Genomic DNA, 25,388 nt, shown 5'->3' with positions numbered 1-25,388 from the left:
TCTTCCGGTGTTCATCGTGCATGCCCCTGTCTTGCGTACCGCTGCCAGTTCCATCACGCTCCCCCCTGTTTTAAAAAAACCTGCCAACCTTTTTCGAACATTACCAGTTGATCACTGCCGCCTGGGCCGCAGCTTCAAGCCTGTCATCGAAAAAAAATCTCCCCTCCGGAGTTATTTGGTAGGTCTCGTGTCCTTTGCCGCACAACAACACCACATCTCCGGACCGGGCATGACGGATGGTTTCCCGGATCGCCTCTCTCCGGGAGGGCACAATATCGTAACCCTGCTGTGCTTCCCGCGTAAGAAGCGCCTCAAGCCGCATGCGCGGCAGGGCGATTTCCAAAAGCCCCGCCTCAATATCCCGCAGGATGGCAGCGGGGTTTTCACTCCGCGGATTATCCGAGGTGAGCACCACCACATCGGCCAGCGATCCGGCAACCTTGCCCATCAGGGGGCGCTTCCCCCGGTCGCGGTCGCCGCCGCAGCCGAAAATAACGAGCAACCGTCCCTTGGTGAGGCGGCGCATGGTCTGGAGCACATTGGCCAGCGCATCCGGTGAATGGGCAAAATCAACAAAAACGCTCACTCCCGGGGGAGCGGGAACCCTTTCCAATCGTCCGGGCGCGTGCTGGGCGTGGGCCAGACCGGCAACAATCTCATCTGGGGAAATCCGCAGGGCCACACCCACCCCGACCGCACCGAGGAGATTTTTCAGGTTAAAGGTGCCAACCAGATCGGAACGGACCTGCAGCTCGCCAACCGGGGTTGCCAAACTGGCTACGGTGCCGCCCAGACTCTCCCGGGCCTCTTGCACAGCCACCTTGGTTCCTGAAAAACCACAATCTAACAGAACCCGCCCCTTTTTCCCCGTGTACCCCAGCGCTTTGTCTGCCTGCAGTTCTGCCAGCAACCGATGCCCCCAATCCGTCCCGGTTTCATCGCGGTCATCACAGAAGACCACCGCCTTGCCATCCTCTTTCAGGTACTCGGTAAAAAGCATTTTTTTACTGGCGAAATAGCTCTCCATATCCCCGTGAAAATCAAGGTGATCCCGGCTCAGATTGGTAAAAAGCGCCACATCGAAGCGGAGGCCGGCCACCCTTTTTTGCTCCAAGGCATGGGAGGAGGTCTCCATGAGCACATGGGTCACCCCGTTTTCCGCCATCTCCGCCAGGATCCGTTGCAGGCTCACTGGATCAGGGGTGGTGAAGGGGGCAGGGATCTCCACCGCATTATAGCGATAGTTCACGGTGCCGATCACCCCGGGATTGCCCCCTGCCTCGCGGATCATCGACTCCAGGAGATAGGTTGTCGTTGTCTTGCCATTGGTGCCGGTAATTCCGACCATACACATCCGGCGAGCGGGATGGCCATGAAACCTTGCCGCCAACTGGCCAAGGGCTTTTGCCGGATCGCTCTGCTCCAGACAGGCAACCTTGGCATGCTTCCAGCCGCGGCACCGGCCCTTGCCAACCAGCACGGCCGCGCACCCTTTCTTTACGGCAACATCCAGATAATCATGGCCATCCACCGTCAGCCCCGGAATTGCGACAAACAAGGAACCCTCCCCGACCTGTCGGGAGTCGGCGGTGATGCTGCGTATCGCTTTATCCTCCAGCCTGTCCAGGTTCACGTTTTCCAGCTCCTCGGCCAGTTTCCTCAGAGATACTGCGGCAAGGTTCTTATTTTTTCCCATGTCCAGTACCCGGTTTCTTCCCTTACTGCATCGCCTTAAGATTCAGCACACACTCTTCCACACCCCGCAAGGCTGAGCCTGCAAGCGGATATTGACTTGCCACCTGTCCTGAGCCGGTAATCTGCAATCTTACCCCATAAGGCTGCAAAATCTGCATCGCCTTGCGCCCGCTTAAGCCCCGAACATCCGGCATGACAAGCCCCTGCGGACCCTGGCCCAAGGCAGCGGGCAGGGTGGATTTCGCCTGAATCATTTCCATTTTTTTGTAATAGCCGCCTTCCCGCACCGCCAACTCCTTGGCGCTGGGCGGCTTTACCTGATTCTGCAACGCCGCTCTCGCCTGGGGCATCATTTCTTCGGCCAGATCCCGAACCGGCGATCTGGACTGCAGGTCGAGACGGGCGTCCTCAAGGACAACGATCATGGCTATTTCCGGATGTTCCAACGGGGCCATCCCCAAGAGAATACTTTCCATCACCGCCTTCCCTGCAACCGTATTTTCGCCCCCGTCCCCGGCTGACTGCGCCTCGCTTGATACCGCACTATTTTTTTGCAGCAGCGATTCGATGAGAAAATTCCCCCGCCCGGCCCCTGCTGCCTTTTTCATTTCGTTGCGCATATTCGCGCTTACCTGGGCCGGCACAGCAAACTCGCCTATTCCCTGCCGGACCGGGACATCCCACACCTGCTCATCCTGCCAGACAGCGCGGAGCACATGGGGTGTCATCACCTGGCCTCCGTTGATCAACCGGCAAAATGCCGACAGCAACGCCAGAGGGGTTGCTGTTGCGACAGAATCTTTATCGGGATGCGGGACCATGGTTTTGCTCGGATCCGGAGAGCTTTCCTCACCAACCCCTTCGTCCTTCTTGTTCGTTACCCCTCCAGGGATATCCTTTACGGTAAACAGCGCCTCGGGCAAATCCACTTCCCCCTTGACGGTCAGACCGATTCTGTCCGCAAAGGCGTTATACTCATCACGCCCCAACACGGTCTGGCCAAAGCCAACCCCTTCCAGAGAAATATACCTGCCGCCCTGCACCTCGTTCCAGACACTCCGCTGGACCGCTTCCATCTCGGGAGCCGGCTCGTCTTCCGCCAGCACGTTTTTTTTCTGACCAATCCTCTTCTCCATGACCGCCGCCGCCTGGAAGAGCCGGTCCATGGCGCCAAGGTCAAGGACATCTTCAATGGCCCTATTTCTGCGCGCCTCAGCCCGGAATTCCCAAAAGCGATTGGGGTCATAATCCGGCAAACTTGCCAAGCCGATAATCTCCCCGGTATCCGGGACCATGAGCACCGCCACCCCACCCTTGGCCCCGGTATTTTGCACCAGAGTTTTCAGCTTTTGCTCAAGAACATTCTGGAGATGAATATCGAGAGTCAGGATAAGGCTGGCGCTGTCACTCCCCTCGGCGATTTTCCGGCTCACCCCTGCCGCCGCAAGTCTTTGGTCGTATACGCCGCCGCCCCGCAGGACACTGTCATAGTAAAACTCGACCCCGGCCAACCCCTGTTCATCCTTAATAAAACCGATGACATGGGCGCCAAGCTGATTTCCCGGGTAAAACCGCTGCACCTGGTTGATGCGGTAGACCCCCTTCAGGTTGAGATCCGCGATTTTCACCGCTTTCTCGCGGGAAAGATCCCTGCCCAACCAGGCAAAACTTCTTTCCCCCTTCAGGGCCGAGAGAATATTTTTCTCATCCAGTCCAAGAATTTTTGCAACCTCACGGGCAACTTCCTCGGGCGCTTCAAGCTCCAAGGGGCGAGCATAGAGAGAACTCCGCTGAAAACTCACGGCCAGTTCCATGAAGTTCCGATCATAGATATTTCTTCTCCCGCCGCCCCGTACGACGCTGGCCTGTTCGTCCTTTGGCCCTTCGCTCTGCTCCGGTTGTCCGCTTCCCTCAAAAAACTGACTTTTAATGGCCACCGCGACAAAGACCAGGGCCAACAAGAGAAAAAAACCGCCCACCATGGCCGGTTTTCGGTCTTTCCCCTCCATTGCCCGTTTCTTCATCCCGGGGCCTATGGCCTTCTCTTCTGCTTGTCAGACGGCGGGAACAATCCCAGCCTTGCCGCCGCAGCTTCTATCTTCCCCTGCTGCAGCAGCGCTTCCTTTTCCGCGGAGAGCGCCGCATTGGCAGCCATGAGTTCGGTTCCTTCCTGTTTGTTTTTCGCGAGTCGGCCAAGGTTGTCTTGCAAAGCCACGCCAAACCAGAGGCTGCTGGCGACCCCCAACAACATGGCGACAACCGCCACCACCCCTATAATTTTGAAAGGCACCTGCCGATCCGAACCGTTGCCCCGGCGCCCGGTTACATGTTGCCTTTTGCTACCCCCGCCGGAGTATTTATTCGCATAATCCCGCATCTCAGGTTCTTCCTCGTGCGGCAACCCGCAGCTTGGCACTTCTGGCTCGGGGATTACGCACGCATTCAGCACGACTGGGGATAATGGGCTTGGCGGTCACGACCTCGAGGAGGGGATTTTCGCGAAAGGCCTGTTTCACCAACCGATCTTCCAGGGAATGGAAGGAGATGACGCAAAATCTGGCCCCGGGCGCAAGCAGGGTAGCGCCATCGGCCAGTATCTGCTCAAGACTGTCAAGCTCCCGGTTTACGGCGATGCGCAACGCCTGAAACACCTTGGTGGCCACATGAATTTTGGGGGGATGGAAACGCTTGGGAATGGCATGCGCCACTAGAGCGACAAGCTGATCGGTGGTAACAATCTTCTCTTTCCGACGCTCTGCGACAATTTGCTCGGCGATCCTTCTCGCCTGGCGCTCTTCGCCATAGTAGAAAAAAATGTCGGCCAGCTCTTCCTCGGAGGCCTCGTTGACCAACTCGGCCGCCGTGGTGGCCTGACGCTGGTCCATCCGCATATCAAGCGGCTCGCTGCCTTTAAAACTGAAACCGCGACCACTTCCGTCCAGCTGCAACGAAGAAAGACCCAGATCGAGCAGCAGGCCATCAATTGTGCCAATGCCAAGCTCCATCAGGGTCTCCTTTATCGAGGTGAAATTTTCATGCACAAAGCGAACACGGCCTGCAAAGCGGGCCAGCCGTTCCTGTGCCAGGGTCAGAGCCGCAGCATCCCAGTCAAACCCCACAACCTGCCCGGTGGGACCGCAGGCCTCAAGAATTCCTTCCGTATGGCCACCCAACCCCAGATTGCCGTCAACATACAGACCTCCATCCTTCGGGGCCAGACAGGTGACCACTTCCTCGAGCATGACCGGGAGATGAGATGGCTGCATACCGGATCAGAACAGCCCCAATTCCTGAAGAACCTGCTCGAAATTCTGGAAATTCTGGGCGGTCGGTTTGTTTTCAGCCGCCCAAACTTCCTTATCCCAGATTTCAAAATAGGTAATCATGCCGTTCGCTACGATTTCCTTCTTGATGCCGCAATCTTCCCGCAAGGTTGCAGGAAGCAGTATTCTCCCCTGCTTGTCCAGGGCGCATTCCTCTGCGCCGCCGATCATGTACCGAATCAACTTGACTGTTTCAGGGCTTTTCTGGCCTTGCGCCAAAAGGGCCGCCTCCAGCTCTTCCCACTGCGGCAGCGGGTAGGCCCGAATGCAGTTGTGCCAGGGAATGACCATGAGCCGTTCATCGCCCTGATTGCGCAAGGACTCGCGGAACCTGGTCGCGATATTCAGCCTGCCTTTCGCGTCGAGGACATGCTCGGAGCGACTGCGGAAACGACAGACTGGATTCTTCACACTCCCTTCAACCACACGCAGCCCCCTGTTACTCCCCGATTACCCACTTTACACCACTTTATGTACCCTTATAGTGAAAATGAACGATCAGTGTCAAGGAAAAAACAAGCGGAACAGCTTATTCTTTCCCCTTAATCAAAGCCTTAAAAACACTACATATGGACACAACTTGACAGCAAAACACCACAGAAAGTATTCAGTGGAAAGATTCCCCATATTCCACCCAATCAAATATTTTTTTGTGGGGCACGGTGGGGTGAATTTTCACCACAAACCGGATTTTTCCCAGGAGCAAGCTCCCTTCCCGCCGAGACCATGGCGCGACACGCTTCACCTCTTTATCTTGCTGATTTTTTGGTTTTTCCTTGCCTTTCCCCCAACTTTCATTTAAGATGCCTCTTTTTTTCCCCAACCGGGGACGAACCCTTTTTCATGGGAAGTCAAAAAGTTATGGATCAAAGTAAAATCAGAAACGTCGCCATTATTGCCCACGTTGACCACGGAAAAACCACCCTGGTCGACCAACTGTTCCAGCAAAGCGGCATGTTCCGGGAAAATCAGGAAGTAGCCGAACGCCTCATGGACTCCATGGACCTGGAAAAGGAACGCGGTATTACCATCACCGCCAAGAATGGCTCATATTGCTTCAAGGATTACTGGATCAACATTATTGATACCCCCGGACACGCCGATTTCGGCGGTCAGGTGGAACGGGTCCTGCGCATGGCGGACGGCTGCCTTCTTTTGGTGGACGCCCAGGAAGGCCCCATGCCCCAAACCTATTTTGTTTTGAAAAAGGCGCTGGCCGCAGGGTTGCGCATCATTGTGGTGATCAACAAGATCGACAAGCCGGCGGCCCGCTGCGAGTGGGTGGTTGACCAGGTCTTCGACCTCTTTGTCAAACTTGAAGCCCCGGACCACCTCCTGGATTTCCCGGTGGTCTATGCCTCTGCCAAACAGGGCTACGCCAAGCATCACCTCGCCGATGAATCCACCGATATGGTGCCGATCTCCGAGCTGATCGCCGCGCATGTACCCCCGCCATCAGGCGACCAAAATGCCCCCTTGCAGATGCAGGTCAGCTCTCTGGACCACTCCCCCTATCTTGGGCGCTTGGGCATCGGCAAAGTAACAAACGGCACCCTGAGCATCAACAAACCCATTGCCGTGGTCAAGCGCGACGGCAGCATCCACTCGGCACGGCTCACCAAGATCTTCCGCTTCGAGTCCGACCAAAAAGTGGCCACCGATTCCGCGGGGGTTGGCGAGCTAGTTGCCGTTGCAGGTATGGATGACGTTACCGTTGGCGTGACTTTCACCGACGCAGACAACCCCATGCCCATGCCTCTGATCGAGATCGATCCGCCGACCATCTCGATGAATTTCATCCCCAACGACTCCCCGTTTGCTGGGTTGGATGGAAAATTCGTCACCTCCCGTCATATCGAAGACCGACTCCGGAAAGAGACCCTTGCCGACGTGGCCCTCCGGGTAGAACCCATGACGGAAGGCGTCGGCTATGTCGTTGCCGGCCGGGGCGAGCTGCATCTTTCCATCCTCATCGAAAAGATGCGCCGCGAGGGCTTCGAGCTCCAGGTCACCCGCCCCCAGGTCATCATGAAACAAGAAGGCAGCGTCACCCTCGAGCCTTACGAAGAGCTGACCATTGACGTGGACGAACAGTACGCTGGCGCGGTAATCGAACGGCTGGGGATGCTCAAAGGACAGATGCAGGAAATGACCCAAGCAAACGGCATGAACCGGCTGGTCTACAAGATTCCCACCCGCGGCTTGCTGGGCTACCGCTCGGAATTCATGACCGCCACCAAGGGATTGGGCATGATGAACTACGTTTTTGCCGAGTATGGTCCCTATGCCGGAGACATCATCAACCGGGTCAACGGGGTCCTCATCAGCATGGATACATGCACTACCGTGGCCTACGCCCTTTTCAACCTCCAGGATCGTGGCCGGTTGTTCCTCGGCCCGGGCAACAGGATCTATGCCGGCCAGATCATCGGCGAGAATGCCCGGAACCAGGACATGGTGGTCAATCCGGCCAAGGGCAAGAAGCTCACCAACATGCGTGCTTCGGGCTCCGATGAAAACGTGGTTCTGGTCCCGCCGGTGCAGATGAGCCTGGAAGACTGTATCGCCTATATTAATGATGACGAACTGGTGGAAGTGACCCCCAAGACCATCCGGTTGCGGAAGAGATCGCTGAACGTTAAATAAGAAGGGCGCACCCTCCCTTCCTTATCCTGAACCACAAAAAAGGCCCTGCCCGGATATTCTTCGGACAGGGCCTTTTTTTATGTTTTTCTCAGCAACAACCCGCTTACAGCACCACGGTGCGCTTGATGTATTTCACCACCTCATCCGGGTCATCCATGACCTGAAAATAGAGGAGATCGTCCTCGCTGATATAATTTTCCGCCAACAGCCGTTCCTTGATCCAATCCACCAACCCGCCCCAGTAATCAGAGCCCACCAGAATGACCGGAAAGCGCTTGACCCGCCTGGTCTGGATCAGGGTCAAGGACTCGAACAGCTCGTCCATGGTGCCAAAACCGCCGGGCATGCCGATAAAAGCCATGGAATACTTGATGAACATCACCTTGCGCACGAAGAAATACTTGAAGCTGAGCGGCACATTGGTAAAGGGGTTGGGCTCCTGCTCAAAGGGCAGGTTGATGTTGAGGCCGATGGAAAGTCCTTCAGCCATGGCCGCCCCTTTGTTGGCTGCCGCCATGATCCCGGGACCGCCACCGGTGATGATCCCGTACCCGGCCATGGCCAGATCCTGGGCGATCTGTTCGGCCAGTTGATAGTACCGGTTATCCGGGCTGGTTCTAGCAGAACCAAAGATCGACACCGCAGGCCTCCCGATGCTGGCCAGGGTATCAAAACCCTCGACAAACTCACTCATGATCCGAAACAACCGCCAGGAATCCCCGACCTGAAAACTATCCAGCGAATACTGTTGCCGCTCATCGACAACCCCAGCCTTGGTCACTCTCATCTTTGATCTCCTGTACAGAGCTTGTCTGCACACAACATGGTTCAGGAAAGAGCTGCCAACGCCTCTTGCGCCGGACCAAACTCCGGGGAGTACCGCAACACCTTCTTATAGAGCTTCCTGGCCTTGGCAGGCTTGCCCTGCTGCACGAAGATCCGACCCAGCAACAATGCTGCTTTGGCCTGACGCGGGTCCAGGCGCAAACATTCGCTCAGGGACTGCATTGCCCCCTCCTGATCCTGGCTCATCTCCTGCACCTGAGCAAAGCGATACCAGTGGTCTGCCTTGCCCCCGTCCAGTTCAACCGCCTGACCACACAGGGCAAGGGCGATATCCTGCCCCTGTTTTTCCACGGCATAGAGGTGGCCAAGCCTGCTCAACGAACCGGCGTCCCTGGGATTGCCGCTCACCGCACGCTGGTAGGCAGCAATGGCCGAACCATTGTCCCCCAAGGCCTCGCAGGCCCGTCCAAGCCAGCGCGCCACCACCATGGGCTCTCCGCCCAAGGAAGACTTCTTCCGCATCAGCTTCTCACAACCCTCCAAGGCCGCACGCCCCTCTCCATATCGTCCCTGCCGGCAATAGAGCATGCCAAGATGCTGCAAGAGATCGGGCTGGTCGCCGTCTACAGCCAGCGCCCTTTCCCAGAGCGCCAGCGCCTCTGTAGGTTCCCCGTCTTCCAGATAGATAAAACCCAGATTGAACAGGGCCATGCAATTTTCCGGCGCAACCCCAAGCGCCTTTTGGAAACAGGCCCGAGCCCCCTTGGGCCGATTGAGCTGGATGTTGGCAACCCCCATGCTGTTGAGGATGTTCACATTGCCCGGCTCAAGCAGCAGACCTTGCCGGTATTCGCCAAGGGCCTTGACCAGATCGCCTTCGTTATAATAGATATCGCCGCTGATATTGAGGCTGACCGCATCAAAAACCGCCAGGGAATCCGGGCCGAAAAAGGTGGCATGTTGCAACGCCTTCCGGCAGTTCAGGGGCAAGTCCGATTTTTTAAAGTCGTGAAAGGGAAAGGTCGCCACCCCCATGGAAAAGGAGCTGCCGCCGATACCCTCCATCTTGTCGCGGAACTCCTTGAGCCAGGCTCGGGCCGCCTCGCCATCGAGCCCATCGAGGAAGAGAAACGCCTCCCGCTGGCTGACCAGCACCAACCCCTGATCCTGGCCGACCAGGGTTCTGAGCCGTTTGGAGAAATGGTTGCTGGCCGGCTCCTGATCCATGCGGACCAAGACCAGGGAGAACCTGTTTTTCCCGCGATAGAGCGCGCGCAATTTCCTGAGCACCGATTCCGAGGTTTTCCGAAAGGGGTGCAATTCAATATCCCGGGCGGTGACATGGCCGCAGAGAGAGAAAGGCCCCCGCAAACGGGCGGTGCGCAGGGCCTGCCACGCCTGCTCGAGAAGTTGTTCCGGGGCCCCGCTCTCCTCGGGATCATGGGGCGTAACGGTGGTGATGCCGAGACGGGCCGTGACAAAATTTTCCCGCTTAAGCCGCAGGAGCAGCGAATCTCCCATCTGGCGGGCCTGTTCCATGTCCAAGCCATACCAGAGCAGACCGAAAATCCCGGCGCCGAGATGGTGGAGATGCATATCCTCGCCGAGCATGGAGGCCAGACAGCTGCCGGCCCGCACGATATAGCGGAGACTCCGGTCGGCATCGCGGGTGCGCGGATACACCTCAAGCAGGGCAAGGGTGGCCGGGACCACGAGTGCTCCGGCTTCCGCCGCTTCCTGCAGCAAAGCCTCAAGCTCACCGCGAAGATGGAAGCCGTTCACCAAACCGGTACCCGGATCCTGGCAGCTCTGCTTGAGCAGATAAAATTCCCGGGAGATGATATGGCTCTGCTCGTCAAGCCAGACCAGGGGCATCCCGTAGAGCTGGGACTCCCCGCCCCGGACCACCAACAGCCCGCAGAGTGTTTCCCCGCCCCAGATGGGCAAGAGCAGCTCCTCTCGCTCCGGATCAACCACGGGCAGATGGTTGTCACGAATCAGCTTGAGGCCCGCCTTCAGCTCGACCGGCGGCTTGCCCTCCCCTTCGCCCAAGGGGATCAGCTCCGCGCTCTCACAGGGGAAAAAATCAAAAGCGGTCTTGGTGAACAGGGTGGAAAAGCGGTGCAGATCGGCAGGGATCAGAGGCCCGGCCACAAACAGGAGGGGGATGGTCATGTATTCTTCGCCTCGAAAACTTCTTTCAAACAGTTGGCCAACAGCGGGATTTCCTTGTCCGCCACGGTACGCAAATCAAGGAGCAGCCAGTCGTCCTCGATGCGGCCGAGCACCGGCAGGGACAACTCCCGCAAGCCCTTTTCCAATTCATTGACACTCCGGTCCAGGGGAGCAAGGGCCACCGCCCGGCTGGGCAGGGGCTGTTCCGGCAGCGAGCCGCCGCCCACCATGGAGGTAATATTCTTCAGCTCCACCTTGCAGACCGAGCCAAGCTCCTTACCGATCAAGCGGCGCAAGCGCTTGGCCTTCCGGTCGATGACCGCCAAGGGCATGGCCAGCATGGCCAGGGTGGGGATGGCGGCAATGGCCTGTTCTTCATCGAAATAGAGCCGCAGCACCGCCTCCAGCCCGGCCAGGGTGAATTTGTCGATACGCAGCGCCCGGGTCATGGGGTTTTGCTTGATCTGGGCGATGATCTCTTTCTTGCCCAAAATGATCCCGGCCTGGGGGCCGCCCAGCAGCTTGTCGCCGCTGAAGGTCACCACATCGACCCCGGCCCGGACCACCTCGCCGACCGTGGGCTCCTTGCGCAAGCCGAAGCGGGAAAGATCCAGGAGACAGCCGCTGCCCAGATCCTCCATCACCGGCAGGGTGTGCTTACCAGCCAGCGTGACCAGCTCAGTAAGCGGAACCTCGGAGGTAAAGCCGATCATCCGGTAGTTGCTGGTGTGCACCTTGAGGAGCAGGGCGGTTTCCTCGCTGATCGCATTTTCATAATCGCGGAGATGGGTGCGGTTGGTGGCGCCCACCTCCACCAGCTTGGCCCCGGTGCGGCTCATCACCTCGGGGATCCGGAAGGAGCCGCCGATCTCCACCAGCTGGCCACGGGAGACGATGACCTCGCGCTCCTTGGCCAGGGTGTCCAGCACCAGCATCACCGCGGCGGCATTGTTGTTGACCACCAACCCGGCCTCCGCCCCGGTCAGCTCGCAGAGGATCTCCTCCACCAGACTGTAGCGGCTGCCCCGTTTGCCGGTGGCCAGATCAAGCTCCAAATTGGAATAACGGCTGCCCACGGCCAACAGGCTCTCCATGGCCACCTCGGGCAGCAGGGAGCGGCCGAGGTTGGTATGGATCACCACGCCGGTGCCGTTGATCACGGTGCGGAAATTGGGACGGAGCCTGGCTGCAAGCAGCTTGTGCAAGCGGGGCAGCAGGGCTGCCTGGCTCAGATCAGCGGGCTTGATCGCTCCGCCCTTGAGGATCTCCTGCCGGAGCGACTCCAGTAACTGCCGCACCGTGCTTTTCACCAGAAAAGCTGGCGCATCAAGAGCCGGGTCCAGCCAGCCTAGAAATTCGTCAACTTTGGGAATAGCCTGAAGCAACCGTTGGGTGGAAGCTGCCGGTTTTCCGGCGGACTCGAATTTTGTGGCCATTTACTCCCCAGTGCAGACAGAAAACGAAAGAAGAAACCGCGGTTTCACTCCAGGAAACCCATAACCTACTGAAAGGACTTACCGTTTTTCCGAAAAACTGTCAAGGGGAAGGCAACAACAAGCCGTCCCCCTCAAAACTCCTCGATCCGCTTCCTGAACCAGCGGATCACCGCCTCCTTCTTCTCGGCGATGTCGATCTCGTAGATATCCTGGGGGAACAGCAGCTCCGCCACCCCGGAGTCGAAGATCCGCTTCACCTCGTACTCGTCGTGGGAGACCTCCCGCTCATACATATAATTGAGGTAGGAGCGGTTGGTGTGGACGATGAACTCCACGCGCATCCCGCCCATGCGGGCGAAAAACTTGAACATCTGGGTCTTGGCGGAGCTGCCGATACTGCCGCTCTGATGCCCCCCGCCGGACAGGGTGTCGGTCACCTCCTCCAGGGTCATCAGGGAGCCGGCCCGGGTGGCGCTCTGGGTCAGGTGTTTCTGGAACGCCTTGACCTCGGCCACCGAGTCCACCACCCCCATGAGGCCCAGCTCGTCATCCACCGCCACGGCCGGATTTTCTTCGCCCTTGCGCAGGAGCTTCAGCACCTTGGCCTCGGACTGCTTCTTGCGGATGGAGACATAGATCGGCACCTCGGCCCCGTTGGCCTGGAACCGCCTCCGCTTGATCAGGGTGAGCTTCTGGTTGGCCTTGCTTTTTATGGTCCGGGCCTGCTCCCGGCTGATGATGGAAACCTTGGTGCAGGCAAAGGTCTCCGGGTCATGGTCGCTCAGGAGATAGACGATCTCCAGCTCGCCGATCCGGTTTTTTTTGCTCCAGACATGTTCGTTCAAAAAGTCGAGGAACTGGCCGAACTTGCCCTCCACCTCGGTTTCCCGTTCGCGCTGGTCGATGGAAGCGGCAAGGCTCATCAAAATCAGCTTGCGCTTGGCCTCGAACCGCGCCTTCTTGTGGTAGCGGTCGTCAAAGAGGATGAGCATCAGATCCACCGGGGACTTGCAGGAGTCGATCTCGTTGGTCATCTCGATGTAGGAGGCGTAGTTGGCCAGCACCTTGCCCTTGAGGTAGTTGATCACCCCGTCCGCGGTCCGGGAATAGGTGTTGACCCGCAGGATCACCTCCCGGGCGTTGCCCTCGATGCCGAACATATTGCCCAGCAGCCGATAGGCCCGCTCGTTGACCAGCTTCCGCCGGGCCGGATCAGCAATGATCGCCTGGATCTCGCGAAAAGAACGCACGTCGAGAAACTCAAAGATCTGGTTGCGCAGAATCCGGTAACGGGTTGCCATGTCGGCCTCGTCCAACCCCCTGGCGAACAACCGCGCCTCAGAGGAAAACGGAGCCAGGGCCGGAGGGTGATCCCCGGTGGCGAACGGACCGGTGCGGTCCAGCAGCGAGAATATATTGTCTTTATTCATAATGGGCCTCTTTGCGGTCGGCATCTCCAAGGGTGAAGCGCCTAATGCAGCTTAGAGCCGGAAGGGGAAATGTTCAAGCATTCTGTTGGTCGCAAACGAAAATGGAGACAGAACTATTTTTAGTAGTTACAGAGACAATAAATCTGTCCCCATATCTGAGCGAAAGAACAGGACAGGTATACCGACCTAACCCTCTGTCCATAAAGAACAAATTTCTTGTATTGCTCCTTGTTGTCAGGTAGACAGATAATATTCAGATTGTTTTTATACGGAATTATATACTCAGCCACATATTCGCCCATACGGGGGAATATTATCTTCGGCATTAACATCTTAAATGTTTTTCATATAGCAAACGATATCCATAACCTTTGGAGACAAATAATGACAAAAGATTTATTAAGACTACGAGCACACCTAAGCAAATCCAACAATGGCACGTCAATTTTGTTTACAGGTGCAGGATTTTCTTTTGGTTCGAAAAACATTAAAGGAGAAATGCCAAGAGACTCTATAAACTTATCTAGACAAATATGCAAAATTGCCGAAATTGACGAAGATGATGATTTATATTATTCATCTGAATATTATTTGGACAATAAGCCACCCAACAAGTTGGTTGATCTTTTGAAATCTGAGTATTCGATAAAAGAAGTATCTAAATTTCATGAATTAATTGCAAGAAAAAGCTGGCGGAGAGTTTATACAACTAATTATGATCGTGTGTTTGAAATTGCCTCAAACAACGTTGGCAAAGTTTGTGAAAGTGTCAGCATATCTTCAGCGCCATCACAGTATAGCCAGAACAATCAATGCGTCCACCTAAACGGAACAATAGAAAATTTAACCAAAGATGCCCTGTCTGAAGAGTTCAAATTATCCGACTCTTCTTATGTTACTCCAGAAACGCTAAACAACTCTAAATGGAAAAGTACTTTCTCAGTTGATATTGAGCATGCATCTGCAATATTTTTTGTCGGATACTCAATGTATGATTTGGACATAAAAAGAATCATAAAAAATGATATTGATGTTAAAAGCAAGACTTTTTTCATTGTCAAACCCGGCGAAGACAAGAAGGAAATTTTCAAATTATCTAAGTATGGATCTGTCCTTGATATTGGGATCGATGAATTCGCAAAATTGGTTTCAGAGATAATCGCTGACGATACCTCGGCGCAATCCGATGATTTAGAATTTTTTAGCAAATTCACCATTACCGAGAGAATAAAAGAACCTACAGACAATCAAATTATAGAACTTTTTTTCAAAGGGAAATTGCTTCAATCGGAGATATTTACATCTGTTACTGATGAGTCAAATTATTTGATCAAAAGAATTGATGTTGATAAAAATGCACAACTTGTTGCTGATGGTAAAAACTTTTTGGTCATCGGCGAAATAGCCTGCGGTAAAACAATTTATATAAAACAATTATCGTCAATTATATGCAGTCAAGGTAAAGATGTGTTTTTTCTCACAAATGAAGAAGGCGACTACAAAAGAGACGTAACTATTATAAACGACATCTCACCATCTCCAATATTTATAATCGATAATGCATTTCGGCATGAAGATGTCATCAAAGATTTGTATGCTTTCTTTGGAGGTAGAGCCACTTTTGTTTTGGCTGGCCGAACAGATTTCATAGAACGCACGAAAATTGCATTAGCCAATATTGATTTGAATTTTTTCGAAGAAGACTTTGACCATCTGTGTAGTGACGAAATTTCAAATTTGAATAGGATATGCAATTTTATAGGTTATTGGGGGGTAAAAAACTCGTGGTCAAACAACAAAAAAGAAAGATATTTGTCAGAAACATGTGAAGGTAAATTTTCTTCAATATTATTAGAATTTTTTAAATCAGAATATGTTCGCAACGAGCTTGATAAATTCTTATCTGATTTGCGTAACACTAAAAACAAAAATCGCGATGTGATTTTTGTAATTATCTTATTAGGAATGCTCCCTTTTTCCCCTAGAAAGTCACTTGTTTCAGACATATGCGGAAATGAACAAATATATAGTTCTGAATTTTCAAATAATCAAATCGTTAAAACTCTTCTAACTTTTAAGGATGGCCATGTCGAAATAAGCTCTGGAATCTTATCAAAATATATTCTTAATAAATATTTCTCAGGAAGAGAGATTGTGGACAAAATGATTGATATCATTGCTCATTTTGAAACAATCAAGAAAACTAGCCAAGTTAACGACAGTGTGTTTAAGGAATTACTGAGATTTAAAAATGTTAACTTTATGCTCCCAGATGACAATCGAGGCTCAAACTTAAGGACTTTCTTCAACAACTTAAAATCAACCTTAAGTTGGCTAGATAGAAGTCCACACTTTTGGTTACAATATGGCATGGCCAACATGTTCATAAATGATTTTTCGATGGCTAAACAATACTTCGAAAACGCATATGGAACTGCAGAGAACACACCTTATTATGACACCAAATATATTGATAACCAAATGGCAAGATGGCATTTGGAATTTGGTTTAACGAAAACAAAACCTTCAGATGTATTCGACCACTTACAGGCTGCATACAAGCTACTTTCTTCGCAAGATATTGATTATTATTTCTGTAAGCAAGCGAGATTTTTCGAAGAATACTTCAAGGGTTTCTATCAAAACTTCACTAATAGAAATAAGGCTAATTTTCAAAATATGTGTGAAAAAATTATTGCAAGGTTTTCAAAATCAAAAGGCTTTATTGAGCGTCATCATGGTGCTTATACTGATGAGTGTGAAGCAATGTTTGTATCCATATTAAATGAAATTAAACCTCCTAAAAAATAAGATCTTTTCCGACAATCATACTGGAGAGAACGGTGCATTAGTGCCGAAAGGAATTCCGGGGACATAATACTTAATTCCTGCCAACCAGGGGAGCAAGAAAATGGGGACGAGCCCGATTTCCTGCGGTAGGAAAATCCTGAATGCCGCCTGTTCAGTAATGATAGCGTGCTTGAAGAAAATCGATTCGGTCGTCACGGACGAGGTAGACGAGGCGGTGTTCTTGGGTTAAACGGCGGGACCATGTGCCGGGAGCAAGATACTTGAGGGGTTCCGGCTTACCGATCCCGGAGAAAGGATCGCGCATGATGGCCTCGATCAGGCTAAAGGCCCGCAGCGCCACCTTGCGGTCGGTTTCAACCCAGTGCCGCATATCCTCGCGGAACTCTTTCTGAAAGACCGCCTCGCGGGGTTTACCCTTCAAGTCCTGTTTCCTTGCGGAGTTCCGCGACGGTGGACGGCTCCCCTTCGCGCTTGAGGGCGCGGTTGAGTGCGGCCAGCAGCCGTTCGGCGTTTGCCGGAGAACGTAGCAGATGGGTGGTTTCCACAAGGCTCACCAGTTCGTCGGCCGCGATCATGGCGACACTGCCGCCCTTGCGGCGAGTGATAACGACGATCTCCCGATTCTCGGTGACCTCGTCACACAGGCTGGCTAATGTTTCCCTGGCCTTGGAATACGTTGTCTGGAGCATAATGCCCTCCCTTTTTTATTGTACAGAAAGACTGTACAACATAGACGTATCTCCGTCAAGATGGGAAGAAAAAACAGATCACGCCCCCTGTTCGGCCACCAATAGCAACACTGCCTCCTCAACTGCCCCCCTCAACCCCCTGACACCGCCACCAAACCCTCGGCACCAAGATTTTCCTTCTTCCACTGCGCCCGCCAACACACCTTACTCCGCCAGCCATCCTCCTCCGCCGACACCCCTTGGGTCTTGCGGCTGCTGACCTCTTCCACCCTGCCGTTAGCAAAAACAACCAGGGTGTCGCCAAAGACCTCCACATCGGCGGGATCATGGGTGATGACCACCAGGGGCACGGCGAACCGTTGCCGGATCTCCAGCAGCTCCATGCGCATCCGGTGGCGGAGCATGGAATCGAGAGCCGAGAACGGCTCGTCCAGCAGGAGGATGGAGGGCTTCTTGATCATGGCGCGGGCCAGGGCCACCCGCTGCTTCTGGCCCCCGGACAACTCCGCCGGGTAGCTTCCAGCCAGATGGGTGATCTCGAAGGATTCCATGATCTCCGTCACCTTGTTACGCGCCTCGGGCAGGAGAGTGAAACGGTACCCCTTCTTCAAGGGATAGCCGATGTTTTCCCGCACGGTGAGATGGGGAAAGAGGGCATAGTCCTGAAAGAGATACCCCACCCCCCGCGCTCTTGCCGGGAGATTGATCCCCTGCGAGGCATCGAACAGCGCTTCGCCGTCCACGGCAATCCTGCCCTGCTCGGGGGTGACCAGCCCGGCAATGGCCTGGACGGTGAGGCTCTTGCCCGAGCCGGAAGCGCCGAAGATCACGGTGAGATCGTCCTGGGAGGAAAAAGCCGCCTCCAGTCCAAAACGCCTCGCCCCCGAGTGCAGGGTTTTTTTGATATCCACCTCAAGCCTCATCGCCCACCCCTCCCTCTGCCGGCCAGCTTGTTGATCGTGACGAGAATGGCGACGCAGACCACCGACATGATGACCACCAGGGTATTGGCCAGGGTGTAATCCCCGGCCTGCACCGCATCGAATACGGCCATGGAGGCGGTCTGGGTCTTGCCCTCGATATTGCCCGCCACCATCAGGGTTGCGCCGAAATCCCCCATACCCCTGGCAAAGGCGAGCATGGTCCCGGCCAGCAGCCCTCGGGCGGCCAGGGGCAGGGTAATGCGGAAAAAGACCCGCAGCTCGGTGTCGCCCAGGATGCGGGCCGCCTGTTCGTATTCGGTACTGACCCCTTCAAAGGCGGCCCGGGCGGACTTGAAGAGCAGGGGGAAGGAGACCACCGTGGCGGCCAGCACCGCGCCCTGCCAGGTGAACATCAGGCTGATCCCGAAATGCGCGTTAAGCCAACTGCCCAGCCAGCCGTTTCTGCCCCAGACCACGATGAGGTAATAGCCCAGAACCGTGGGCGGCATCACCAGGGGCAGGGTCAGGATGGCGTCGAGAAAATCCCTGCCCCAGAAACTGAAGCGGGCGGTGAGCCAGGCAAAAGCCACACCAAAGACAAAGGCGATCGCCGTGGCAAATGTTGCCACCCGTAAGGTGAGCCAGAGGGGGGTGAGATCGGGCATGCTGGTTTCCTTGAGGTTCCTGAAACTATGGCTTCTTAAAACCGTATTGCGCCAAGATGGTCTGCGCCTCTTTACCTTGCAAAAAGCGGACAAAGGCCTGCGCCTCCGCTTGCTGGCTGCTCCCGGCCACCACCGCCACCGGGTAGACAATGGGGCTTACGGTGGGGATCTCCGCGGCCACCCGCACCCGCTCCTTGGCGGCCACCGCATCGGAGGCAAAGACGAAACCGGCCTCCACCTCGCCCCGCATCACATACTCAAGCGCCTGTTTTACCGAGATCCCCATGACGCATTTGGGGGCCAGATCCTGCCAGAGACCCTGCTTTTCCAGGGCCGCCTTGGCGTATCTTCCCGCCGGCACCGAGTTGGGGTTGCCCATCCCGATCCGTTGCACCTTGACGGATTTGAGATCAGCAAGGTCGGTCACCTGGACCATCTGCGCCGGGGTGATCAGCACCAGGGAATTGCCCACGAAATTGAGCCTGCTTCCGGGAACAAGCAACCCGCTCTTTTCCGCCCGGTCCATGGTCTCCTGATCGGCGGAGACAAAGAGATCCGCCGGAGCGCCTTGGGAAATCTGCTGCAGGAGGGTGCCGGAGCCGGCAAAGTTGCAGCGCACCTTCACCCCGGGGGTTTTCAGTCCATACACCCTGGTGAGCTCCTTGAACGACTCGGTCAGGCTGGCGGCGGCCGAGACGAGCAGCTCGGTTTCCGCCCTGGCCGGGGTTGGCACCCAGGAGAGCGAAGAGAGGACAACGGAGAGGGCAATGAGGGTTCGCAACACCATGGCATGGCTCCTTATAATGAATATGAAAAAGATATACGGCCTGTATTCAGGAGGAACGATCACCACTTCCCGCCTCACCCAGCACATCCCCCAACTGCGCGGTCATTTCCTGCAAAACCTCTTGAAAGCGCGCGTGGTACTGCCAGAAAACCGCGATGGCCCGCTCCCCCGTCGGGGTGAGCCTGGCCCCGCCGCCGCTCTTGCCGCCCCGTGAGGTTTCCACCAGCTTGCAGCCGGCCTGACGGTTCATGGACTCGAGGAGATCCCAGGCATGTTTGTAGGACATCTCCATGCCCCGGGCCGCCTGGGCGATGGAGCCGGACTCCCGGATCTGCTCCAGCAGCACCACCCGGCCATAGCCGAGAAAGGTGCCCTCCTGCCCTTCGAGCCAGAGCCGCCCCCGCCACGCGAAGCCCTCCCCCACTTTTTCTTGACGTGCTTTGTTTTTCATAGCGTTATATTTACCAGAATATAACGGTTGCGCAAGGGGTTTTCCGGCGTCGCATCCTTTCAGCCTGTTGCATATCAAGTTTCATGCCAGCAACCCCGCGCAGGGAAAAATAAGATAACATAATGAAAACATTCAACTAATCAGAAAGAATAACAAAAGGCCCAAAATAGGCGCCAAGGAAAACATCTACATTTTTGAAGCCTCACGCGGGCAATGGTTACATATTTGTCCGCCCTACACCTGCAAGCCCCCCAAGAAGAGCGCAGCCACCATTTTTTTTTCAGACGGACCCAGTGCTGGGGTGCACAAGAAGCGCAGACGAAAAACCAAAAAAACCTTGACGGGACCGGACGGATAAGTCAAATGTGTATTTAACTTATCCTCCACAGCACATGCCGTTCAGACAAAAAACAGAAGGATTCCCCCTTTCTTTTCCTCAAAAACCTTCGCCCAGTGAAAGAATTACGCCCATGAAAAAACGCATCCTTCTCTCCATTTTGGGCCTGCTCCTGGTGATCGGCCTCCTTGCCGGCATCAAAGGTCTGCAGATCTTCAAGATGGTGGGCAAAAAGAACAGCTTTGTCCCGCCGCCGGAAACGGTAACCACGGCTAAGGCCCACTCGGAATCCTGGGAAAGAACCCTCTCCGCGGTGGGTTCGCTGGAAGCGGCGCAAGGCGTGACCGTTGCCGCGGAACTGCCCGGCAAGGTGTCCCGCATTGACCTTACTCCAGGCACCTGGATACAGACAGGCTCCCTCCTGCTCCAGCAGGACACCTCTTCCGAGGAAGCGCAGCTCAAGGCAGCGGAAGCGCAGGCCGCCCTGGCCAAGGTCAACTTCGAGCGCCTCCGCCAACTCATCGAGACACACGCGGTTTCCCAGGCGGCATACGACGAGGGCGAGGCGAAACTCCGCGAGGCTGCGGCCCAGGCCGACACGATTCGGGCGACCATCGCCAAAAAAACGATCCGCGCCCCATTCTCCGGCCGGCTCGGCATCCGCTTGGTCAATTTGGGGCAAATCCTCAAGGAGGGGGACCCCATTGTTTCCCTCCAGGCCATGGACCCGATCTTTATCAATTTCATGCTGCCCCAGCAGGACCTGGCCCGAATCCAGCCGGGCCTGGCGGTGCGGATAACCTCCGACGCCCTGCCCGGAGAAGCCATTGCCGCCAAGATCACCGCCATCAACCCGCAGGCGGACAGCGCCACCCGCAATGTCCGGGTACAGGCGACGGCGGCCAACAAGGATGAGCGGTTGCACCCCGGCATGTTCGCCTCCGTGGCCGTGGTGCTCCCGGGGAAAAATCAGGTCGTAGCCCTCCCCGCCACCGCAATTCTGCCGGCCCCCTATGGGGATTCGGTTTTCGTGGTGGAAGAGCGCAAGGATGAAAAAACCGGCACCTCCGGCCTGGCGGTGCGCCAGCAATTTGTCCGGATCGGGGAGAAACGCGGCGACTTCGTCGCCATTGTCTCGGGTCTTGATAAAGGCGCCACCGTGGTCAGCTCCGGCGTCTTCAAGCTGCGCAACGGCCAGTCCGTCGTGGTGGACAATACCTTGACCCCGAAATTCAGCCTCACTCCCAAGCCAAACAACAGTTAAGCCGCCCAAGCCGAAATCCCATGAAATTCACCGATATCTTCATCCGCCGCCCAGTCCTCGCCCTGGTGATCAGCCTGCTCATCATCATTGCCGGGCTGCAGGCGATGCGCAGCCTCAATGTCCGCCAGTTCCCCAAGAGCGAAAACGCCTCGGTCACCGTGACCACGGTCTATGTCGGCGCCAATGCCGACTTGGTCCGGGGCTTTATCACCACCCCGCTGGAACGGGCCATTGCCGCGGCCGACGGCATTGATTACCTCCAATCCCAGAGCTCCCAAGGCGTCTCCGCCATCACTGTCCGCTTAAAACTCAACTACGATGCGACCAAGGCCCTGGCCGAGATCAGCTCCAAGGTGGATCAGGTCCGCCGCGACCTGCCGCCGGAGGCGGAGGTGCCGGTGATCAACATCGAATCGGCGGACAACCAGTTTGCCGCGGCCTATCTCAGTTTCACCTCCGATGTGCTTACCCAGAACGAAATCACCGATTACCTGACCCGGGTGGTGCAGCCCCGTCTTTCCGCCATCCAAGGGGTGCAGCGCGCCGACATCCGCGGCGGCCGCACCTTTGCCATGCGCATCTGGCTCAAGCCCGACCGCATGGCCGCCTACAACGTCACCCCGGCCCAGGTCCGCAAAGCCTTGGCGGCCAACAACTATCTTGCCGCCCTGGGGCAAACCAAGGGAGCGCTCATCCAGGTCAACCTGACCGCCAATACCGACCTGCGTTCGGTGGAAGAATTCAAGCAATTGGTGGTCCGGGAAGAGAACGGCGCCACCATCCGCTTGGCCGATATCGGCGAGGTGGCCCTGGGGGCCGAGGATTATGACAGCGAGGTGCGTTTTTCCGGCCAGACCGCCACCTTCATGGGGATCTGGCCCCTGCCCAACGCCAACTCCCTGGACATGATCAAGCTGGTGCGCACGGAAATGAAGGCCATCCAAAAGGATCTGCCCACCGGCCTCAAGGGGCGGATCGCCTATGACGCCACGGCCTACATCGACGATGCCATCCACGAGGTCACCAAAACCCTGGGCGACACCCTGCTCATCGTCATGCTGGTCATCTTTCTCTTCCTCGGTTCCTTCCGCTCGGTGCTGATCCCGATTGTGGCCATCCCGCTCTCCCTCATCGGCGGCCTGTTTCTGATGCAGCTTTTCGGCTTTTCCATCAATCTGCTCACCCTGCTGGCCATCGTGCTTTCCGTGGGGCTGGTGGTGGACGATGCCATCGTGGTGGTGGAAAACGTCGAACGCCACCTCCGGGAAGGCAAATCGCCCCTGGACGCCGCCCTGCTTGGCGCCCGCGAGCTGGTGGGGCCGATCATCGCCATGACCATCACCCTGGCGGCGGTCTATATGCCCATCGGGTTCCAGGGCGGACTCACCGGTTCGCTCTTCCGGGAATTCGCCTTCACCCTGGCCGGGGCGGTGACCATCTCCGGGATCGTGGCCCTGACCCTGTCGCCGATGATGTCGGCCAAGCTGCTCAAACCCGGCATTGAAGAACATGGGCTGGCGGGCAGGATCGCCCGCGATTTTGCTCGGCTGCGCACCGCCTACGGCCGCTGGCTCGATGCCACCCTTGCCGCCAGACCCGCGGTCTACACGGTCTGGATCGTCATCACCCTGCTCACCATCCCCATGTTCACCATGTCGGCCAAGGAGCTCGCCCCCAACGAGGATCAGGGGGTCATCTTCGGCATCGTCGATGCGGCGGCCAACTCCACCCTGGACCAGACCAGCGGCTATGCCGCCGCCGCCAACAAGATCTTTCTCGATTTCCCGGAAACGGACTTCACCTTTCAGCTCACCCAGCCCACTTCGGGCTTTAGCGGCATGGTCACCAAGCCTTGGGCCCAGCGCGAGCGTTCGGTGTTTCAGCTCATGCCCGAGGTGCAACAAAAATTACAGGGTCTGCCGGGCATCCGGATCTTCCCGGTATTGCGCCCCTCGCTCCCGGGCGGCGGCCAGTTTCCGGTGGAATTCGTCCTCGCCTCCACCGCGGAAACCCCGCAGATCCTGGAATTCGCCCAGCAGATCCAGCGAAAGGCCATGCAGAGCGGCATGTTTGCCTTTCCGCCGATCATCGACGTGAAAATCGACCAACCTCAGTCGGAGTTCGTCATCGACCGCGAAAAAGTGGCGGATCTGGGCCTCAGCCTGGCACAGGTGGGCGCTGACCTGGGGGCCATGGTGGGCGGCAATTTTGTCAACCGCTTCGACATCGCCGGCCGCAGTTATAAGGTCATTCCCCAGATCGCCCGGACCGATCGCCTCAATCCCGAACAACTGCGGAAGATCTACGTCACCGGACCAAACGGCCAGATGGTGCCGCTTTCCACCGTGGCCACCATTCAGGATTCCACGGTGCCCCGTTCCCTGAACCGCTTCCAACAGCTGAACGCGGTCAAGATCAGCGGCGTTTCCATCCGCCCTCTGGACGAGGCGTTGCGCTACCTGGAAGACGAGGCGGCGAAAATCCTGCCGCAAGGATATTCGCTTGATTACACCGGGGAATCGCGGCAGCTGCGCAGCGAGGGCAACAAGTTCCTCCCCGCCTTCGGTCTGGCCGTGGTCCTGATCTTTCTGGTTCTGGCCGCGCAGTTCAACAGCTTCCGCGACCCCTTTGTCATCCTGGCCGGTTCGGTGCCCCTGGCCATGTTCGGCGCCCTGATCTTCACCTTCCTGAAGATCCCCGACCCCAATGTGCCCTTCTGGACCCACGGCTGGACCACCACCCTGAACATCTATTCCCAGGTCGGGCTGGTGACCCTCGTCGGCCTGGTGGCGAAAAACGGCATCCTGATCGTCGAGTTCGCCAACACCCTGCAGGAACAGGGGCTGCCCAAGCTGGCCGCCATCCGGGAAGCCTCCATGACCCGGTTGCGCCCCATCCTCATGACCAGCACCGCCACGGTGGCCGGGCATTTTCCCCTGACCCTGGTCACCGGCGCCGGAGCGGCAGCGCGAAACTCCATCGGCCTCGTGCTGGTGGGGGGCATGGCGGTTGGCACCATCTTCACCCTCTTCGTGGTGCCTTCGATCTACATGCTGGTGGCCCGCGATCATGGCCAAGAGCAATTGCCGGATCCCAATCCCGGCGAAGCGGAAGTTGTTCAGCCATGAACACCGCTACCCTGTGGGATGGTCTGGGTTCCCTGCCGGAAGAAGAGGCTCCCCATGTCCTCGCCCGGCTTTTCGCCCTGTACGAGGCACGTCTGGCACAAAACCCCGAAGACCCGGAATCCTTGGTTTTTTTCCATAACCTCGACCTCGTGATTACCCAGACCTGCCAATGCAACAGCAACCGACGATAAGGTTCCGCAGAGATCTCCTGCTTGCCGGTTCACTGCTCCTCCTCTCTCTTCTTTCCGCTCAGCCCAGCCCGGCACAGGACAAGCCGGTTGATGCGATGTGCATGCTGGAAGAACACAATATCCTCCGCGCCGCAGTGGGCACTCCGGAGTTGCGCTGGTCCGATGCCCTTGCCGGACAAGCGGCCGCCTGGGCCAAGGAGCTCCAAAAAACAGGCTGCGGGATGAAACACAGCCAGTCCGGTCTCGGAGAAAATATCTACTGGGCCAGCGCCTGGAAATCCGGCACCAGAAGCCCGGGCAAGAGCAGCTGGCAGTGGCGCCTCTCCCCGCAGCCCATCACGGAAAAAAATGTCGTTGCCAGCTGGGGTGTTGAGCAATCGTGGTACTCCCAAGCCAGCAACACCTGCGCTGCCCCTTCCGGAAAAAGCTGCGGCCATTACACCCAGATGGTCTGGCGAACCACCCGGGAGGTCGGCTGCGCCAAAGCCATCTGCGAGGACAGCTCCCAGGTCTGGGTGTGCAACTACGCGCCGGCCGGAAATATCATCGGCCGCCGTCCCTATTAGCTATTGCCGCTTCTCCCTCGCCAATCGGCAAACTCAGCCGCATCCCTGCGAACCCCTCGACAGTATCCGCCAATCCCGCTATGAT

General features: G+C 56.4%; 21 protein-coding genes. 6 read left to right on the top strand and 15 right to left on the bottom strand.

Annotated elements, in window-relative coordinates; translation table 11 throughout:
• Positions 1–100 precede the first annotated feature (100 nt).
• From OLX77_RS07015 to mraZ, 5 genes are all read right to left on the bottom strand, one after another.
• Positions 101–1,696 carry a UDP-N-acetylmuramoyl-L-alanyl-D-glutamate--2,6-diaminopimelate ligase gene (locus OLX77_RS07015; RefSeq protein ID WP_307632886.1) on the bottom strand — a complete coding sequence of 532 codons (1,596 nt, stop codon included), beginning with the start codon at positions 1,694–1,696 and terminating at the stop codon, positions 101–103.
• Between the two features lie 22 nt (positions 1,697–1,718).
• Positions 1,719–3,719, bottom strand: coding sequence for a penicillin-binding transpeptidase domain-containing protein (locus OLX77_RS07010; RefSeq protein WP_307632885.1), 2,001 nt, complete (start codon positions 3,717–3,719; stop codon positions 1,719–1,721).
• Positions 3,720–3,727: 8 nt separating this feature from the next.
• The gene (locus OLX77_RS07005; RefSeq protein WP_307632884.1) at positions 3,728–3,985 is read right to left on the bottom strand and encodes a hypothetical protein; all 258 of its coding nucleotides are present in this window, start codon (positions 3,983–3,985) and stop codon (positions 3,728–3,730) included.
• Between the two features lie 88 nt (positions 3,986–4,073).
• Complete coding sequence (rsmH, locus tag OLX77_RS07000) at positions 4,074–4,961, bottom strand: 16S rRNA (cytosine(1402)-N(4))-methyltransferase RsmH (protein ID WP_307632883.1); 888 nt, start codon at positions 4,959–4,961, stop codon at positions 4,074–4,076.
• Positions 4,962–4,967: 6 nt separating this feature from the next.
• Positions 4,968–5,444, bottom strand: a complete 477-nt coding sequence (gene mraZ, locus OLX77_RS06995) for a division/cell wall cluster transcriptional repressor MraZ (RefSeq protein WP_307632882.1) — start codon at positions 5,442–5,444, stop codon at positions 4,968–4,970.
• Positions 5,445–5,879: 435 nt separating this feature from the next.
• Here mraZ and typA point away from each other — a divergent pair, with 435 nt between their 5' ends.
• A complete protein-coding gene (gene typA / locus OLX77_RS06990; protein ID WP_307632881.1) occupies positions 5,880–7,664 on the top strand; it encodes a translational GTPase TypA in 1,785 nt (594 codons plus the stop codon).
• A gap of 103 nt (positions 7,665–7,767) precedes the next feature.
• Here the strand turns inward: typA and OLX77_RS06985 are convergent, their stop codons facing one another.
• From OLX77_RS06985 to OLX77_RS06970, 4 genes are all read right to left on the bottom strand, one after another.
• Positions 7,768–8,451, bottom strand: a complete 684-nt coding sequence (locus OLX77_RS06985) for an LOG family protein (protein WP_307632880.1) — start codon at positions 8,449–8,451, stop codon at positions 7,768–7,770.
• Positions 8,452–8,492: 41 nt separating this feature from the next.
• A complete protein-coding gene (locus OLX77_RS06980; RefSeq protein ID WP_307632879.1) occupies positions 8,493–10,625 on the bottom strand; it encodes a tetratricopeptide repeat-containing diguanylate cyclase in 2,133 nt (710 codons plus the stop codon).
• A complete protein-coding gene (gene selA, locus OLX77_RS06975) occupies positions 10,622–12,061 on the bottom strand; it encodes an L-seryl-tRNA(Sec) selenium transferase (RefSeq protein WP_307632878.1) in 1,440 nt (479 codons plus the stop codon). The genes OLX77_RS06980 and selA overlap by 4 nt, the downstream gene beginning before the upstream one ends.
• Positions 12,062–12,192: 131 nt before the next feature.
• Positions 12,193–13,491 carry a hypothetical protein gene (locus tag OLX77_RS06970; protein ID WP_307632877.1) on the bottom strand — a complete coding sequence of 433 codons (1,299 nt, stop codon included), beginning with the start codon at positions 13,489–13,491 and terminating at the stop codon, positions 12,193–12,195.
• A gap of 384 nt (positions 13,492–13,875) precedes the next feature.
• Here OLX77_RS06970 and OLX77_RS06965 point away from each other — a divergent pair, with 384 nt between their 5' ends.
• Positions 13,876–16,302: an SIR2 family protein gene (locus OLX77_RS06965; protein WP_307632876.1), complete on the top strand. Its 2,427-nt coding sequence runs from the start codon at positions 13,876–13,878 to the stop codon at positions 16,300–16,302.
• A gap of 151 nt (positions 16,303–16,453) precedes the next feature.
• On the opposite strand, the gene OLX77_RS06960 is transcribed toward OLX77_RS06965, so the two are convergent.
• The 6 genes from OLX77_RS06960 to OLX77_RS06935 all read right to left on the bottom strand — a co-directional run bounded on the left by OLX77_RS06960 (position 16,454) and on the right by OLX77_RS06935 (position 19,817).
• On the bottom strand, positions 16,454–16,723 hold the full coding sequence (locus OLX77_RS06960; protein ID WP_307632875.1) for a Txe/YoeB family addiction module toxin: 270 nt from the start codon (positions 16,721–16,723) through the stop codon (positions 16,454–16,456).
• A complete protein-coding gene (locus OLX77_RS06955; protein ID WP_307632874.1) occupies positions 16,713–16,991 on the bottom strand; it encodes a type II toxin-antitoxin system Phd/YefM family antitoxin in 279 nt (92 codons plus the stop codon). Before OLX77_RS06955 ends, OLX77_RS06960 begins: the two co-directional genes overlap by 11 nt.
• Before the next feature lie 131 nt (positions 16,992–17,122).
• Entirely contained in the window at positions 17,123–17,914 is a 792-nt protein-coding gene (locus OLX77_RS06950) for an ATP-binding cassette domain-containing protein (RefSeq protein ID WP_307632873.1), read from the bottom strand.
• Positions 17,911–18,579, bottom strand: a complete 669-nt coding sequence (gene modB, locus OLX77_RS06945; RefSeq protein WP_307632872.1) for a molybdate ABC transporter permease subunit — start codon at positions 18,577–18,579, stop codon at positions 17,911–17,913. Before modB ends, OLX77_RS06950 begins: the two co-directional genes overlap by 4 nt.
• Positions 18,580–18,604: 25 nt before the next feature.
• Positions 18,605–19,366, bottom strand: coding sequence for a molybdate ABC transporter substrate-binding protein (gene modA / locus OLX77_RS06940; RefSeq protein ID WP_307632871.1), 762 nt, complete (start codon positions 19,364–19,366; stop codon positions 18,605–18,607).
• Between the two features lie 46 nt (positions 19,367–19,412).
• Complete coding sequence (locus OLX77_RS06935; RefSeq protein WP_307632870.1) at positions 19,413–19,817, bottom strand: winged helix-turn-helix domain-containing protein; 405 nt, start codon at positions 19,815–19,817, stop codon at positions 19,413–19,415.
• 470 nt (positions 19,818–20,287) lie between these two features.
• Between OLX77_RS06935 and OLX77_RS06930 the strand changes: the two genes are divergently transcribed.
• From OLX77_RS06930 to OLX77_RS06915, 4 genes are read left to right on the top strand one after another with little or no spacing between them, the layout of a single operon-like run.
• Complete coding sequence (locus OLX77_RS06930; RefSeq protein ID WP_307632869.1) at positions 20,288–21,418, top strand: efflux RND transporter periplasmic adaptor subunit; 1,131 nt, start codon at positions 20,288–20,290, stop codon at positions 21,416–21,418.
• Between the two features lie 20 nt (positions 21,419–21,438).
• The gene (locus OLX77_RS06925; protein WP_307632868.1) at positions 21,439–24,546 is read left to right on the top strand and encodes an efflux RND transporter permease subunit; all 3,108 of its coding nucleotides are present in this window, start codon (positions 21,439–21,441) and stop codon (positions 24,544–24,546) included.
• The gene (locus tag OLX77_RS06920; RefSeq protein WP_307632867.1) at positions 24,543–24,737 is read left to right on the top strand and encodes a hypothetical protein; all 195 of its coding nucleotides are present in this window, start codon (positions 24,543–24,545) and stop codon (positions 24,735–24,737) included. Before OLX77_RS06925 ends, OLX77_RS06920 begins: the two co-directional genes overlap by 4 nt.
• Positions 24,716–25,303: a CAP domain-containing protein gene (locus tag OLX77_RS06915; RefSeq protein WP_307632866.1), complete on the top strand. Its 588-nt coding sequence runs from the start codon at positions 24,716–24,718 to the stop codon at positions 25,301–25,303. Before OLX77_RS06920 ends, OLX77_RS06915 begins: the two co-directional genes overlap by 22 nt.
• The last annotated feature ends 85 nt before the right edge of the window (positions 25,304–25,388 follow it).

Source organism: Thiovibrio frasassiensis (assembly GCF_029607905.1).
Lineage (GTDB): Bacteria > Desulfobacterota > Desulfobulbia > Desulfobulbales > Desulfurivibrionaceae > Thiovibrio > Thiovibrio frasassiensis.
The sequence above is the reverse complement of the archived record's forward strand: the minus strand, read 5'-3'. Positions and strand labels throughout refer to the sequence as shown.

Coding starts and splice junctions, on each gene's coding strand:
- typA (WP_307632881.1), top strand. CDS start 5,880: ATGGATCAAAGTAAAATCAGAAACGTCGCCATTATTGCCCACGTTGAC.
- modB (WP_307632872.1), bottom strand. CDS start 18,579: ATGCCCGATCTCACCCCCCTCTGGCTCACCTTACGGGTGGCAACATTT.
- OLX77_RS06935 (WP_307632870.1), bottom strand. CDS start 19,817: ATGAAAAACAAAGCACGTCAAGAAAAAGTGGGGGAGGGCTTCGCGTGG.
- OLX77_RS06930 (WP_307632869.1), top strand. CDS start 20,288: ATGAAAAAACGCATCCTTCTCTCCATTTTGGGCCTGCTCCTGGTGATC.
- modA (WP_307632871.1), bottom strand. CDS start 19,366: ATGGTGTTGCGAACCCTCATTGCCCTCTCCGTTGTCCTCTCTTCGCTC.
- OLX77_RS06950 (WP_307632873.1), bottom strand. CDS start 17,914: ATGAGGCTTGAGGTGGATATCAAAAAAACCCTGCACTCGGGGGCGAGG.
- OLX77_RS07010 (WP_307632885.1), bottom strand. CDS start 3,719: ATGAAGAAACGGGCAATGGAGGGGAAAGACCGAAAACCGGCCATGGTG.
- OLX77_RS06925 (WP_307632868.1), top strand. CDS start 21,439: ATGAAATTCACCGATATCTTCATCCGCCGCCCAGTCCTCGCCCTGGTG.
- OLX77_RS06985 (WP_307632880.1), bottom strand. CDS start 8,451: ATGAGAGTGACCAAGGCTGGGGTTGTCGATGAGCGGCAACAGTATTCG.
- OLX77_RS06970 (WP_307632877.1), bottom strand. CDS start 13,491: ATGAATAAAGACAATATATTCTCGCTGCTGGACCGCACCGGTCCGTTC.
- selA (WP_307632878.1), bottom strand. CDS start 12,061: ATGGCCACAAAATTCGAGTCCGCCGGAAAACCGGCAGCTTCCACCCAA.
- OLX77_RS06915 (WP_307632866.1), top strand. CDS start 24,716: ATGCAACAGCAACCGACGATAAGGTTCCGCAGAGATCTCCTGCTTGCC.
- OLX77_RS06920 (WP_307632867.1), top strand. CDS start 24,543: ATGAACACCGCTACCCTGTGGGATGGTCTGGGTTCCCTGCCGGAAGAA.
- OLX77_RS06980 (WP_307632879.1), bottom strand. CDS start 10,625: ATGACCATCCCCCTCCTGTTTGTGGCCGGGCCTCTGATCCCTGCCGAT.
- OLX77_RS07015 (WP_307632886.1), bottom strand. CDS start 1,696: ATGGGAAAAAATAAGAACCTTGCCGCAGTATCTCTGAGGAAACTGGCC.
- OLX77_RS06965 (WP_307632876.1), top strand. CDS start 13,876: ATGACAAAAGATTTATTAAGACTACGAGCACACCTAAGCAAATCCAAC.
- OLX77_RS06955 (WP_307632874.1), bottom strand. CDS start 16,991: ATGCTCCAGACAACGTATTCCAAGGCCAGGGAAACATTAGCCAGCCTG.
- rsmH (WP_307632883.1), bottom strand. CDS start 4,961: ATGCAGCCATCTCATCTCCCGGTCATGCTCGAGGAAGTGGTCACCTGT.